This is a genomic window from Serratia sp. SM04 (genome assembly GCF_040280225.1).
Taxonomy (GTDB): Bacteria; Pseudomonadota; Gammaproteobacteria; order Enterobacterales; family Enterobacteriaceae; genus Serratia; species Serratia sarumanii.
Window position 1 is genome coordinate 952,880 of sequence record NZ_JBEOQT010000022.1, and the last position, 14,828, is coordinate 967,707.

Sequence of the window (14,828 nt, forward strand, 5' to 3'; positions counted from 1 at the left end):
TCAACACGCTGATATTAAAACCGTCATTGCATCGCCGATTTTGTGATCGTTATCCCCATATTGAATAACAACCCACCAGAAAAATTAACTCTCGTCGAGTAATTCCAACATCGATCACAGTTTACCCCCTCGCTTTGGCCCAATATCGCCGCATTGAAATGATACCGTTACCATAAAAATGATTCACCAGGAGGCAATATGAAAGCATTAGTGTTGGCCAAAGCGGGGGAAATCGCTATCGAGGACGTCCAGCTTGCCGAAACGCTGGGCCCTGATGATGTGCAGATAAAAATTCATTCCGTGGGCATCTGCGGCAGTGATGTGCACTATTACCAACATGGCCGCATTGGCCCGTTCGTGGTTAACGCCCCGATGGTGCTCGGCCATGAAGCCTCCGGCGTGGTGCTCGCGACAGGTAAAAACGTCACTCACCTCAGCATCGGCGATCGCGTTTGCATGGAGCCCGGCATTCCCGATCTCAACTCGGCGCAGACGCGCGCCGGTATTTACAACCTTGACCCGGCCGTTCGCTTCTGGGCGACGCCGCCGGTGCACGGCTGCCTGCGCGAAACCGTCATCCACCCTGCCGCCTTCACGTTCAAATTGCCGGACAACGTCAGTTTCGCTGAGGGCGCCATGGTGGAACCCTTAGCCATCGGCATGCAAGCGGCCACCAAAGCCGGGATCAAACCCGGCGATATCGCGCTGGTGATCGGCGCCGGGCCGATCGGCGTGGTCACCGCCCTCGCGGCGCTGGCGGGCGGCTGCTCGGACGTCATTATTTGCGATCTGTTCGACGAAAAACTCGCCGTGGCGGCCAGTTACGAGGGGCTGCACGCCGTCAATATCAAAACCGGCGACCTGGCGGGGAAAGTGGCCGCCCTCACCAGCGGCAATGGCGCCGATGTCGTGTTTGAATGCAGCGGCGCGAAACCGGCTATCGCTACGCTGGCCGAACATGCGGCGCCCGGGGCGACCGCCGTGCTGGTCGGCATGCCGATCGATGCCGCGCCGCTGGATATCGTCGCCGCGCAGGCCAAGGAAATTACCTTCAAGACCATTTTCCGCTACGCCAACATGTACCCGCGCACGCTGCGGCTGTTGAGCAGCGGCAAGCTGCGCGTCCAGCCGTTGATAAGCCAAACCTACAAGTTCTCCGACAGCGTGGCGGCCTTCGAGCGCGCGGCGGCGGGACATGCCTCAGACATCAAAATCATGCTGGAGATGGAGTGATCCTATGGCGCTCTATGCTGGCATAGACTGCGGTACGCAAGGCACGAAAGTCGTGATTGTCGACAGCACACAGGGCGTGATCCTCGGTGAGGGTAACGCCCCTCACCGTCTCATCAGCCAAGCCAATGGCCGGCGCGAACAGGAGGCCGACTGGTGGATTGAGGCGCTAGTCATCGCTTTTCGCCAAGCCGTGACTCACGCCGGCGTTGATGCACGGGAGATTCACGCTCTGGGGGTCTCGGGCCAACAACATGGGTTTGTGCCGCTGGACGCAGACGGCAACGTGCTGCACAGCGTCAAGCTGTGGTGCGATACCGAAACCGCAGAAGAAAACGAACGGCTCCTGCAACAGCTCGGCGGAGCCAACGGCTCGCTGGAAACGCTTGGCCTGCGGATCGCCACCGGCTATACCGCGTCAAAAATCCTTTGGTTCAAGACGCACCATCCGGCGTTGTGGGCACAACTGCATACCGTGTTGTTGCCCCATGACTACTTGAACTTCTGGCTGACCGGGGAGCGCGTAGCGGAATATGGCGACGCTTCCGGCACCGGGTTGTTCGATGTGCGCACCCGTCGCTGGAGCAAAACCGCCGTCGATCTCATCGACGACAGCGGCCGCCTGTGGCAAGCCCTGCCGCCGCTCAAAAGCGCGGAGTGCTGCATCGGCACGGTGCGCCCCGCCGCGGCGGAAAAACTCGGCCTCGGCCCGGCAGTGCGGGTCTCGACCGGCGGCGGCGACAACATGATGGCGGCCATCGGTTCCGGCAACATCGAGGCCGGCACCCTCACCCTGAGCCTGGGCACCTCCGGCACGCTGTTCGCCTGGTCCGCCGCCCCCGTCACGGCGGAATCGGACATGATTGCCGGCTTCTGCTCCAGCACCAACGGGTGGCTGCCATTGATTTGCACCATGAATGTCACCTCGGCCACCACCGCGGTACAAACGCTGCTGAACCAAGATCTTACCGGCTTTAACGCTTTGCTGGCGCAGGCTTCGCCCGGCGCAGGCGGTGTCGAGATGTTGCCGTTCTTCAATGGCGAACGCGTTCCGCCATTGCCCCACGCGCGCGCCAGCCTGCATAACCTCGATAGCGACAACTTTACCCGCGCCAATCTCTGCCTGGCGGTGGTCGAAAGCGCCACGTATGGGTTGCGCTATGGCATCGAGCTGTTTCGCCGTCAGGGCATCGAAGCGCGCGAAATCCGCCTCACCGGCGGCGGCGCCCGCAGCGCCGCCTGGCGACAAATCGTCGCGGACGTAATGGGATGCCCGGTGGTCTGTCTGAAAGCCAAAGAGACCGCGGCGCTGGGCGGCGCCATTCAGGCGATGTGGGCGACGATGTTGGCCGACGATCCGCGCCGGAACGCCACCGCATTGCTGGCCGAACTGTGCCAACGCTTCGTTGCGCTGGATGAGGCCACGCGCACGCCGCCAAACGCCGGCAGGCAGGCGCAATACGAGACGCTTTATCAACGCTACCTGCAACGCTTGCAGCAGAACTATCCGGAGGTGCAACTGTGACGCGAGATCCCCATACGCCAGCGCCCGCCTACCTGCTGGAGGTCAGCGGCGTCACGAAAGCCTTCGGCCCGGTCGTGGCGCTCAAGAATGCGGAGTTTTGCCTGCGGCGCGGATCCATCCATGCCCTGTGCGGCGGCAACGGCGCGGGTAAATCCACCTTTCTCAGCATTCTGATGGGCTTTATTCAACCCGACGGCGGCGACATTTTTATCAATGGCCAACGCTGCGAATTTCATCATCCTCGGGAAGCCCTCAATGCCGGCATCGCCATCGTGCAGCAGGAGCTGAGCGCGATCCCGGATCTGACGGTGGCCGAAAACATTTGGCTGGGCCGCGAGCCGAGACGCCTGGGGTTCGTCGATTTCGCAACGCTCAACCAGCGCACGACCAGCCTGCTCAAAGAACTCGATTTCAAGATCGACGCCCGAGAAAAAATGCGCAACCTGAGCGTCGCCGAACAGCAGCTGGTCGAGATCGCCAAGGCGCTGTCGCATGCCAATGCCGACATCATCATCATGGATGAACCCACCTCGGCGATTGGCGAAGAGGATGCGCAGAAAATCTTTCAGACGCTTCAGCAACTGGCGGCAAAAGGTAAAGGCATTATTTACGTCTCTCACCGTTTGTCAGAGATATTCCAAATCGCGGACAGCTACACCATTTTCCGCGACGGCGCCTATATCCATGAAGGCTATATCGCCGACATTACCCGTGAACAGCTGATCGAACACATTATTGGCGGCGAGTACGACAGCGAGTTCGCCAAATTCAACCAGCCCGGCGAACAGGTCTTGCTGGCGGTCAATAACCTGTGTTGGCGCAGCAAGATAAAAGATATCAGCCTGCAGCTGAAGCACGGTGAGATCCTGGGCATCTATGGGCTGGTGGGATCGGGCCGCAGTGAATTTCTCGATCTTATCTTCGGCATTCAGCATGCCGACAGCGGCACGATTCGCCTGGGCGACAAGACGCTGAACCGCCACTCTCCGCGCGAGGCCATCGACAGCGGTATTGCCTACGTGACGGAAGATCGCAAGGAAACCGGCCTGGTGCTGTGCCGTTCCGTCAGTGAAAACATCAATATCGCCTCTTTTGCCGCCATCAGCCGGATGGGGTTTGTCAGCGAGAAACGGGAGCAGGCGCGAACCCGCGACATGATCCAGCGCTTCAACGTTAAAACCCACGACGGCGAACAGCCGGTGGGCAACCTGAGCGGCGGCAACCAGCAAAAAGTCGTGCTGGGCCGTTGGGCGCTGCTGGATCCGGAGGTTTTGCTGCTCGACGAGCCGACGCGCGGTATCGACGTCGGGGCCAAGAAAGAGATCTATCGATTTATGTCGGAGTTCGCCTTGCAAAACAAAGGGATCATTATGGTTTCCTCCGAGCTTTCGGAAATTATCGGCATGAGCGATCGCATATTGGTGTTTCGTGACGGGCAGTTGGCCGGCGAGCTTTCGGCAGCCGATGCGACCCAGGCAGCACTGATGAAACTTGCGATTTAACAGAGAGAGAAAAAAAATGAGCAGCGCCCACTCCTTATCACCAGGAATTTCATTTTTCACCCGCAATAAGCGCCGTATGCACAAATACGGCATTATCATCGCCTTTTTCGCCCTGTGCCTGATCGTGGCGCTGATTGGCGAATATCAGGTCGCTCAGGGGGCCTGGAGCAGCAACTATTTTCTCAGCAATGAAAACACCCTGATCGTCCTGCGCCAGGTCTCGATCAACGGCATTCTGGCGATCGGCATGACCTTCGTCATCATTACGGCAGGCGTCGATCTCTCCGTGGGCTCGGTGCTGGCGTTAAGCGGGATCGTCGCCGCCCGCTTCGCCACCAACAACAGCGGATTGGCTATCGGCGACACCGCGACCGCCGTCATGGCGCCGCTGATTGTGGCGCTGGGCATCGGCATCGTCTGCGGCCTGATGAACGGCACCGTGTTAGCCCGTTATCGGCTGCAGCCGTTTATCGTCACCATGGGCATGCTCTCCGCGGCGCGCGGTTTAACCATGCTGACCACCAACGGCAATCCGGTATCGCAATTGAACAGCGATTTCCGCTGGTTAGGCAATGGCTATATCGGCGGCGTTCCGGTGCCCGTCATCATCTTCATCGTGCTGTTCGCCCTCGCCTGGCTCGTGCTGAATAAAACCCTCTTCGGGCGTTACATCTACGCCGTCGGCGGCAACCCGAAGAGCGCGCGCACCTCGGGGATCAACGTCACCCGCATCAAAATACTGGTGTATACGCTGTGCGGCGCGCTGGCCGGCATCGCCGGCCTGATCCTCACGGCGCGCACCGGTTCGGCGCAGACCAATGCCGGCGCAGGGTATGAGCTGGACGCCATCGCGGCGGTGGTGATCGGCGGCACCAGCATGGCCGGCGGCGTCGGTACGCTGGTCGGCACCTTCTTCGGCGTGCTGATTATCGGGGTGATGAATAACGGCCTCGATCTGCTCGGCGTGCAGTCGTATTACCAACAAATTATCAAAGGCGCATTGATCGTCCTTGCCGTATTGCTCGACCCCTCGCGTAAGCAACAGCGCGATTAATAACATCAGACCCAACTCTACCAGGAGAAAACCATGAATAAGACCAAGATAGCGTTGTTTGCCTCTGCCCTGATGCTGGGCAGCATGTCGGCAGCCCAGGCCGCCCCGGTTAAAATCGCGGTATTGATGTACGGCAACAAAGCCGAGTTCGTGCAATTGATGGAAAGGTTCGGGAAGGAACACCCGGCGGTGAAAAGCGGCGAAGCCGTGCTGACCTTCTACGATGGGCGTTATGATGCATCGGTGCAAAACGATCAGGCCGCCACCGCTATCCAGACGCGCGCCGATGCCATTATCGTCAACCCTATGGATTTTGAAGCCAATATCGATATCGTCACCAATGCCAACGAGGCCAAAATCCCGGTGGTGGTCACCAATGCGCGCCTGAACACAGACGCGATGACGTCTGAAGTGGTGTCTAATGACGAGTTGGGGGGATATCTGGAAGCCAAAGCCGTACTGGACAAACTCGACTGCAAGAACCATAAGGTGAACGTGGTGATTATCGAAGGCCCGAAAGGCGGCAGCGGCGAGATCCAGCGCGGCAAGGGCAATGATAAAGCGATAGCCGAGTGCGGTGCCGGCCAGGTCACCGTGCTTGAACGCAAAACGGCCAACTGGTCACGCGCGGAAGCGCAGCCGCTGATGGAAAACTGGCTGCAGAAACATCGGGGCAAAATCAACGGCGTGATTGGCCAAAACGACGAGATGGCGCTGGGCGCTATCGAGGCGATTAAAGGCGCCGGCCTGAATGTGAAGGACTTCGCGATTGCCGGCGTTGACGGCGTTTCCGACGCGATTCATGCGGTGCAGGCCGGTGAAATGGTCTCTATCCTGCAAGATGCCAAAGGCCAGATGCAGGGTTCCATCGACGTCGCGCTGCGCGCCGTGAAAGGTGAAAGCTATCAGCCGCAGTCGGATATCTGGAAACAGTACGCCAAGGATCTGAAATGGGAAGGCGGCACGCAGAAGCATTATTACATTCCGTGGACCGTCGTCACCGCAGAGAACGCCCAATCGCTGTTGGACGCCCGTAAATAATCCCCCCGCCCCCTGCCTCCAGGGGGCACCGCTTGGGCGCTTGCCTGCAAACAAAAAAAAGCCAGCACGGAGTGGCTGGCTTAAAAGTTCTTCGAGGGAATATCTTGTTCGATAACCATACGCCCTTCACTGCGGGCTTTACTAGCTATCAGTGCGATAGGCATCCTCAGTTAAAATCAACGCCTGCATATCGGCGAACATCGTTTCCCATTCCGCCTGGTCGATATCCATCAAACCAAAGTAACGCAGCATAAAGGCGCCTTCGGTGGCGAGAAACGCCAGGCGCGCGCGCTTGCCCTCTTCGGTGGTCAAATCGAGCCCGGCGATGCGGCTGCGATACCATTCGCGCGTGCTCGCCAGATGCTCCGGCGTTTGAATCAGCGTCGCCATCAGCCCGGCGGCCTTGGCGCTGGCGGTCTGATCCGAACTGTGGGTGGCCAGCATATGCGCCCGCACAGCGGTCTGCGGTGAAGGATCGTCGCCGGCGATAGCCGTGAACAGCGTTTCATAGGCACTGCCCCAGCGATCGAACATGGCATCAATCAGGGCGTCTTTGCTGCCAAAGCAATACTGCACCCCGCCCTTGGAGATCCCCATCGCTTTGGCGACGGCGTCGATGGTCAAGCCGGCGGCGCCCTGGGTGGCGACGATTTCTTCGGCGATGTCCAAAACCTTGTCGCGATCGATGCTGCGTTGACGTCCCATTAAGAAACCCTTCTTTTCAATACGAACGTATGGATATATATTATCACCAGTATACCACCCGGCATCGCCGGTGGGTTACCCGAATGGCGGCGCCTCTGCGCGGCCCACTTTAACTGGATTATGACTTATGTACGCCAAGAACCGCTGGTTGATCCTGACGATGGTCGCCAGCGCCCTGTTCCTGATCGTCATCGATATGACGGTGTTATATACCGCCCTGCCGCGCTTAACCCAGGCGCTGGACGCCAGCGCTTCGCAAAAACTCTGGATCGTCAACGCCTACCCGCTGGTGGTGGCCGGCCTGTTGCCCGGCGCCGGCATGCTGAGCGATCGCATCGGCCATAAACGGCTGTTTCTCGCCGGACTGCCGGTGTTTGCCGTCGCGTCGCTGTGCGCCGCGTTCTCGCCCACCGCCGAGTGGCTGATCGCCGCCCGGGTGTTCCTCGCCGTTGGCGCGGCGATGATGATGCCCGCCACGCTGTCCATCGTGCGCCACGTCTTTACCGACGAACGCGAACGCGCGCTGGCGATCGGCATCTGGGCCTCGGTGGCCTCCGGCGGCGCGGCCATCGGCCCGGTGGTCGGCGGCCTGCTGCTGGAGTATTTCTGGTGGGGTTCGGTGTTCCTGATCAATGTGCCGGTCGTGCTGCTGGTCTGGCCGCTGGCGTGGAAACTGATCCCGCGCTGCGGTGGCGATAACCCGCGCCCTTCGGACATCGTCGGCTCGGTGCAGATCATGATTGGCCTGGTCGGCGCTATCTATGCGCTGAAGGAGCTGAGCAAGCCGACGCCTGATGTGAGTGCCTTGCTTGTGGCAGCCCTGATCGGCGTGTTGTTCCTGGCCCTGTTCGTGCGTCGTCAGCAGCGCAGCGCCCACCCGATGATCGATTTCTCCCTGTTCCGCAACCGGCTGTTCGCCGGCGGCATCGGCGTGGCGCTGCTTTCGATGGTGGCGCTGATCGGCATCGAACTGGTGCTCAGCCAGCGATTGCAGCTGGTGCTCGGCCTCAGCCCGCTGCAGGCGGCGCTGTTTATTTTGCCGATCCCGCTGGCCTCGGCGCTGGCGGGGCCCGTAGCCGGCCTGCTGTTGCCGCGCTACGGCGAACGCAGCATCATCCTCGGCGGTTTTGTCCTGACCACTCTCGGCATCGCCGGTCTTGCCGCGTTATACCAGAGCGGCATGGCATTGCAATTGGTCAGCCTGGCGCTGGTGGGCTTTGGCCTCGGCGGCGTGATCACCGCCGCTTCCACCGCCATCATGCTGAACGCGCCGGAGGAAAAATCCGGCATGGCGGCGTCGATCGAGGACGTCTCCTACGAGCTGGGCGGCGTGCTGGGCGTGACGCTGCTCGGCGGGTTGATGACGGCGGTTTACAGCCATAGCCTGGCGCTGCCGGCGGAGCTGCCGGTCAACCCGCTGGCATACGACAGCATCGACGAAGCCCTGCGCCTGGCGGCCGGGATGGCGGCCGATCGCGCGCAGCAGCTGACGCAGCTGGCGCGTCTGGCCTTTGATCGCGCGTTTATTACGGTACTGATCGCCGCCGCGCTGTTAATGGCGCTGGGCGCCGGGGCGGTAAAACTGGCGCTGCGCAAGTAACCGATAAAAGCGGCTTTTTTCGCCGGCGGAACCTGCGTAAACTGATTCGGCAATTTGCTCGACGGATTTGTCGTCATCGGTTTGAACGATGGCAATAATGCCTGTTATCGTGTTTAACCCTGCGATAAATCCGGTTACTGTATCCCCTATGGAAATTGATTCTGTCTACTATCGGAACAGATAATCAGGAGAAGATTAAGAGAAGGGACTCACAGTTAAAGACTAGGAGTCAGTCTCCATGCGGCCTCAGCCACATAGTAACGCTACGTTATTACCTGTCCATCAGCCCCTATCTGTAAGTCTACCGACACAAGGTAGACACAAACCTGTTAGTCACTCGTTACTTCTCCCTGAGGTCACAGAGTCAACTCCCAACGAAGTCAAACCTACAGTCTCAGACCGAAAGCTTGCTAGGTCGCAGCTATCACAGGTAGCCCTACTAGCGCTTGCTAGGCCGCAGCTCGTTAAGCGCAGTGACTCAGGGTATTATACTTACCGTCTCCGCATCGTAGGCAGCACCAAGTCTCTGCTCGCGTTATCTCTCAAGACCAAACTAAAAGGCGAAGCCATGCAGCGTTACGACCACCTGTCCTCTACCCTCAAGGCGTTCATGTTGGATAAGCCAGACGCCACCAGAGAGGAGCTAAAGGAGCATCTTCGGGTCATGGCCGAACAGTTCCTAACCGACAGTGATGCTCGTGGGTATTGGAATATGGTCGAACCTGATGCTGATGGAACTATGGTTAATCTGGTGGAGGATACGGTCTCCAGTCTTAAGGAAATTGCAGCAACTCAGCAGTTATCTATCGACCAGCACCGGCACCTCGTGGATGCACTGAGCCTGATGGAAGACGTAAAGTCTAAAGCTCGTGGTGAGGCTCGTGGGCTGCTTAACCGAATGGAACAACCGAAAGACGCTCACAATGAATCCTTAATCAACAATCCTTCCGGCCTCTCAAATGCTACTGAAGCCCTAAGCATCAAGACCTTATCGTCTATCTACCTGTCGGAACACGCAGTCAACCTGTCGGCCTCTACCCTGCGAGTCGTGCAGTCTGCTCATAAGACACTATATGAGGCTTCGGCGGCTGTAGGCTGTGTTGATATGGCTAATCATGCTCGTGCTGACCTCGTGGCTATTAGAGAGTATTTGGCTCAGACTCGAAGTAATTCCACTGTGAATGCCTTGCTGGCGAAACTTATTACTTTACTCAGCTGGGCTAAATTGAACGGTCATATAAACAATGATTACAGTGCGAAACTGAAGTATACGAAGGATATTGACTCCAAGCGCAAAGCCTTCAGCAATGAGCAGGTGGTCAACCTATTGAAAGGCTCGAAGGGAACGCCTATAGCGGCTTTGGTGACCCTTGCTGCTATTACCGGGGCAAGACTTGGGGAGCTGATGCAATTGGATGTATCGGACGTTAAGACGTTCGGGGGAATAACTTTCATCGACATTAATGATAGCGGTGAAGGCAAGAGCCTGAAGAATAAATACAGTAAGCGTGTAGTCCCACTCGTAGACGGTGCTCTGGGATTTGACCTCAAAGGATTCCTTGAGGGTCTGCCGCTTGATGGAGGCAAGGTCTTCTCTATCAGTCGTGGGGTTGCAAGCCAGCATTTCCGAAACCTTCAGGATAAAACCAAGGCAGACGGTGAGGGATTGACGTTCCACAGCCTACGGCATTCTATGGCCGGGAGACTGAAGGCTGCTGACGTGGCTCTGACGACAGCTCAGGCGATATTGGGGCACAGCAGCAACTCCATTACCTACGACCATTACGGCAAGGGTGCAGTGGCGGAGCTGGTCAAGATGCAGGATGCGATAAAGAAGGCGGTGTTGTGAGCAAAGCTGACTGTCTACGGTAATAAGGAAAGAGAATGAGGTCACCTGAGAGGGTGGCCTTTTTGTTAGATATAACATGTGGTTAAGTAAACCCTGACTATAGAGAGAATGACCCTCAGGTACTAAACCCCGACTATAGGTAGAACGACCAGTTCAATCCTAATCGTCTTCATCAACAAGCTTACTTCCGGTTTTCATTAACGGGTTGGTCTCCTTCACTGGGAGTGAGCTTGATTGATGTGGATGAGATGCCGTGACCTAACTGTCACCAACATTCCCGACCCACTAAGTCAACCCCTATCAGGTTGAGACTTAAAGCATATCCCGGTAGTGACAGACCGGAGGGAATGGCCGCGGCCTCTCCACTCACCTATCCATCGACAATTTACAGTTAGCTTTGCCAACGACACCTCATCCTTATCTCGTTGCTCACTTCTTGATTGATACGACAGCTAGCCAGCGATGGCTTCTTGACTGTACGCATTGACTCGTGGGTCTGAAGGTTAGGATTGGTCGATATTTAATGCGGGCGAAAATCACCCTCATAAATGAATAACCAGAAAATCCGGTTTATCACCACGGTCTCCCCCCAGACCAATCACACCAACCGTAAGTCTTTCTGAATGTGCTCTCTGAAGTGCTGACGCAGTTCCCTATCGTTGGGGGCTTACGTAGCTGCGCGCAGAGGGGACACGGACGAGAGCATATTTAAAAGGAGTACAACGATTATGAGCAGTAACGAATACACCATTCACATCTTCGGTCAAGACATCCAGTCCCAAGACGGCCTGTTCCGACTCGATGAGATTCGACGCATTGGCATTCAGATTGGCAAGGTGGCTGATGGTCGCTCGACTGAAGTTACCCGCTTCATGCGTACCAATGTAGGCAGGCATCTTATCAACCCGAAAAACGGGTTCATAAAGAAAATAGATATGGGTCGCCTCGGCACCAGCTGGTTAGCAACACCTGAAGCCGCCATTGAGTTCGGACGCTGGTTAGACTTTGAGTACGGACTGGAAGTCACTAAGGCATTTGTGGCAATGACCTCCAGCGCTTCTGTACAGGCCGCTGTGGCTGCTGACGACAGCATTGATACCAACGCTCAGGACTTCATCTCCCGACACGCTGTGAAGCATTACAGCAGAGGCAAGCTGGTCTCAGAAGAGGTCTACGAGGAGAGACGTGTAGGCCGCTGTGACTTCTCTCAGCTGAAGCGCCGGAGCATCCAGTCATGACCCACAGCCTGAACCCTAAGTCATCACGTGACCGCTACGAACTAATGCTACGTGGCTACAAGGTGGAGACCCTCAAGTCCATGCTTGGCCTCGACCCAGAGTCCCGACTACCGGGCACACCCCAAGAAGTAATCAATGGTCTCGCTAAGCAGTTGGCAGACCGTAAGTTTAACCATCAATAAGGAGACCACAACCATGAAACTGAACATTATCCACCTCGACCTGAAGAAGAATGAAGCCAACGTGTCCGGCCAGCCTGTGACCGTGGATTATCTTCAGGACGTCCTAATCCCGATGGCCTTGGCACCGTACCAGAGTCGCCCACGTCAAGGCGCTACGAAGGTTCTGCTGCCCCTGATGGAACAGCACCCGGAGTTAGACCTTACCCGATACGGTCATTTCACTACCGGTCTGCGCGAGTTACTGGCAGAGCAGAAAGCTGAAAAGGACATGCGACAGAAAGACGCTGACACGCACGCTGCGCGGTTCGCAAGCTACCTGCCGCCTACCAGTAAGGACTTTGAGAAGCGGGAAGAGCGTGAGCGTAAGCAGGCTGCTATTCGAAACCACTTCGCTGACCTGCGGGCGCAGACTCGTAGCAACCGGCCACAGTTCACTCAGGCTGACGGTAGCAACTACAGCATGTTGGACGAGAAGTTCTAACCCTCATCACTCATTTGCCCAGGGTCGTTAGCAATGGTGTCGACGACCTATCCTATTCAAACTTTAAGAAGGAGTAATATCACTATGAAACCATTCAACTATGAAGCACCTCAAGACCTGCAAGTCTCCAACCTGTCGAACATGAACAGCTCTGTCGTTATCGCTGATGCTGGCGACACTCTGGCTGGGGCTAATACCTCCCACGATTACGCTGTCGCTCTGGAGGAATCCCTGCGCACCAGCCTGAACAGTGACGACAATCAGGCCACCGCTAATGAAGTATTCCCGACCGAATGGCTACCGACCAAGCAAGACCAGCCGACCCCAGTACAAGCCTCATTGCTGGAAGACCGGAGCGCATGGCTGAACCTGCATGGCGATTGGTCTAAACCTGAAAAGGGTGAGCTGTTGGCCGGTACTGAAATCTTCTCACTGCCTGCTGACAAAGCACTACTGGTCTCTCACCAGTTCCACGTGACCGACTTCGCCATGATGGCTGGATGGACTTCAGCAGCCCTTGAGCAGCACCTGACGCAAATCCATGTTGCCCTTCAGTCTGCAATCAATAGCAAGCTGGTTGACGTCCTGCTGACCTCTAGCGCTATGCGTACCACCGAGCAGGATAAGCCTTCCGGTAAACCACGTGAGATGGCTGAAGACCTACTCGACGTCATCACCATGAGTCTTGACCCATCGGTGGGCAACGAGGTGTCTGCTTACGGTTATCTGGTACATGCTGACATGTATCGCGCCCTGACCCGTGCGGCTCATCGTGCAGGACTGGAAGATGTGGACGACCTGCTGGGAACCCATGTGCGTTACTACGGTGGTGAAGACCGTGGCGTCTTTGCCCTGCCTAAGATGTTCTCCGCTATTGCCTTCAGCCCTCTGGATAAAGATGGTGAGTGGTTCTCTGTGAAGCGTACCCGTATTCCTCAACGTCAGGCTTGGAGCTTCGAGATTCTGGCTCGTGCCTACGTGATGACTGAAGCGACTGCCAAGGTTAAAGACAAGGAGCACATGGCTACGGTTGACGCTAAGTTCCCAATCGTGACCCGGATTAGCTGGAAGGCGTAACAGCAGTCGGTAACTGTACGTAAAAGCTGGTGGGAGATAACCCTGCTGGCTTTTTACTTTTCACACAGGAGCATCAAATATGATTAATAAACAACCTGAAGTCTTGACCAATGAGTCGCAGCTGCCAGCCCTGCCCATCGTAATCGACGGGAAGGAGTTCCATGCAGGTGAAGACCGGATGTGGTCACTGAACGAGATTCACCGTGAGTTGGGACTACCGGTCAATAAAGAGCCTAGCCAATGGCGCGATAGAATTAAAGATGTGATGGTCAGCTCTGCAAATTTGCAGACCTCCGATGGTAATGGTACTTGGGCAACTGAGCATGGTGCGGTCGCCTATGCAATGTGGGTGTCTCCTGAGTTCTACCTGAAGGTTGTCGATGCCTACGTCTTGATGCGCAACGACCTGATTCTCCGGGAGCGTGTAGCCGTCCTCCAGTTAGCTGAGAAGACCGCTATCATTGATAAGCTGGAGCCTGCCTCCGATGTGTTCTTTGACCGCCTACGGAATGGTGGAGCCGCTCCGTGGTCTGCCTGCTGTAAGTCCCTGCGGCTGCCGCCTAACTTATTGAAAGAAGGGCTATTGCGTAGCGGTAAGTTCACCACCAAATTCTGTCACGACAGAGGCGACGATGTGATTGTCCCACACGCTGCGGGCTTCAAGCTGGGACTGTTCGTCATCGACACTAGCCTCTACGGTCGAGACTCTTGGAAGGTGACAGCCAAGGGCTATGCGTGGATGCAGGAGAATGCAGCCCGATGGTCTGAGGTTCTGGAGCGTGATAAGCAGGCCAAGGCCGCAGCGACACGAGCCAAGAGGAAGGCAACCACCCGCAGGAGATAACCACCACCATAAGGAGGACGATTACCATGATTACAATTCAACCATTCCAACTACTTGAAGTCTTCACCAGCCCCTCCCGACCCAAAGCTCCGCCCTTCAAGTCCGGTAAAGTCCCACAGCCTAAGCGTCCACCTAAACCACTGGTCTCTGAGTCAACCAAACGTCGCATAGCTCTGGTTGAAGCCCACAGGAGCGCCATAGAGGAACGTTTAGCCCTTGACCCTGAGTCACCTACCGGTCTTGTCTGGAAGGTCACTGTGGGGACGGCAGGACGTATCGGCCACCGTGAGGCCGGGACTGTGGCAGGAGCCAGAGGTAAAGACCCGGTGCTGGTGCTCAATGGTCAAAGACTGAGCATTAGACTGGTTATTGCTTTACTGTCAGGGAGTTAACGTCAGGACTGGGAGGCCAAGGACTAAACCCTGACTATAGAGAGGGGGGCACGTCAACCGACCACCACCTGTCTCTTATACACATCTCCGAGCCCACGAGACATTACG

General features: G+C 56.8%; 12 protein-coding genes. 11 read left to right on the top strand and 1 reads right to left on the bottom strand.

From position 1 onward, the window contains the following. Positions 1–198: 198 nt before the first annotated feature. The 5 genes from ABTW55_RS25125 (at position 199) to ABTW55_RS25145 (ending at position 6,352) form a co-directional block, all read left to right on the top strand. Positions 199–1,233: an NAD(P)-dependent alcohol dehydrogenase gene (locus tag ABTW55_RS25125; RefSeq protein WP_033634775.1), complete on the top strand. Its 1,035-nt coding sequence runs from the start codon at positions 199–201 to the stop codon at positions 1,231–1,233. A gap of 4 nt (positions 1,234–1,237) precedes the next feature. After that, positions 1,238–2,755, top strand: coding sequence for a xylulokinase (xylB, locus tag ABTW55_RS25130; protein WP_060421337.1), 1,518 nt, complete (start codon positions 1,238–1,240; stop codon positions 2,753–2,755). Further along, on the top strand, positions 2,752–4,257 hold the full coding sequence (locus ABTW55_RS25135) for a sugar ABC transporter ATP-binding protein (protein ID WP_060421339.1): 1,506 nt from the start codon (positions 2,752–2,754) through the stop codon (positions 4,255–4,257). The genes xylB and ABTW55_RS25135 overlap by 4 nt, the downstream gene beginning before the upstream one ends. Positions 4,258–4,333: 76 nt before the next feature. After that, positions 4,334–5,311, top strand: coding sequence for an ABC transporter permease (locus ABTW55_RS25140; RefSeq protein ID WP_373681980.1), 978 nt, complete (start codon positions 4,334–4,336; stop codon positions 5,309–5,311). Positions 5,312–5,344: 33 nt separating this feature from the next. Then, complete coding sequence (locus ABTW55_RS25145) at positions 5,345–6,352, top strand: substrate-binding domain-containing protein (protein ID WP_060421345.1); 1,008 nt, start codon at positions 5,345–5,347, stop codon at positions 6,350–6,352. Positions 6,353–6,493: 141 nt separating this feature from the next. Here the strand turns inward: ABTW55_RS25145 and ABTW55_RS25150 are convergent, their stop codons facing one another. Next, positions 6,494–7,057: a TetR/AcrR family transcriptional regulator gene (locus ABTW55_RS25150; RefSeq protein ID WP_049195460.1), complete on the bottom strand. Its 564-nt coding sequence runs from the start codon at positions 7,055–7,057 to the stop codon at positions 6,494–6,496. A 127-nt stretch (positions 7,058–7,184) separates the two neighbouring features. On the opposite strand from ABTW55_RS25150, the gene smfY reads away from it, so the two are divergent. From smfY to ABTW55_RS25180, 6 genes are all read left to right on the top strand, one after another. Further along, positions 7,185–8,657: a multidrug efflux MFS transporter SmfY gene (smfY, locus tag ABTW55_RS25155; protein WP_033634780.1), complete on the top strand. Its 1,473-nt coding sequence runs from the start codon at positions 7,185–7,187 to the stop codon at positions 8,655–8,657. Between the two features lie 568 nt (positions 8,658–9,225). Further along, the gene (locus tag ABTW55_RS25160) at positions 9,226–10,506 is read left to right on the top strand and encodes a tyrosine-type recombinase/integrase (protein ID WP_051917595.1); all 1,281 of its coding nucleotides are present in this window, start codon (positions 9,226–9,228) and stop codon (positions 10,504–10,506) included. Between the two features lie 728 nt (positions 10,507–11,234). Then, entirely contained in the window at positions 11,235–11,744 is a 510-nt protein-coding gene (locus ABTW55_RS25165; protein WP_033652995.1) for a hypothetical protein, read from the top strand. A gap of 195 nt (positions 11,745–11,939) precedes the next feature. Continuing rightward, complete coding sequence (locus tag ABTW55_RS25170; protein WP_033652993.1) at positions 11,940–12,407, top strand: hypothetical protein; 468 nt, start codon at positions 11,940–11,942, stop codon at positions 12,405–12,407. A gap of 84 nt (positions 12,408–12,491) precedes the next feature. Then, complete coding sequence (locus ABTW55_RS25175; RefSeq protein ID WP_033652992.1) at positions 12,492–13,484, top strand: hypothetical protein; 993 nt, start codon at positions 12,492–12,494, stop codon at positions 13,482–13,484. Positions 13,485–13,563: 79 nt separating this feature from the next. After that, positions 13,564–14,328: a KilA-N domain-containing protein gene (locus ABTW55_RS25180; RefSeq protein ID WP_051917594.1), complete on the top strand. Its 765-nt coding sequence runs from the start codon at positions 13,564–13,566 to the stop codon at positions 14,326–14,328. Positions 14,329–14,828 lie beyond the last annotated feature (500 nt).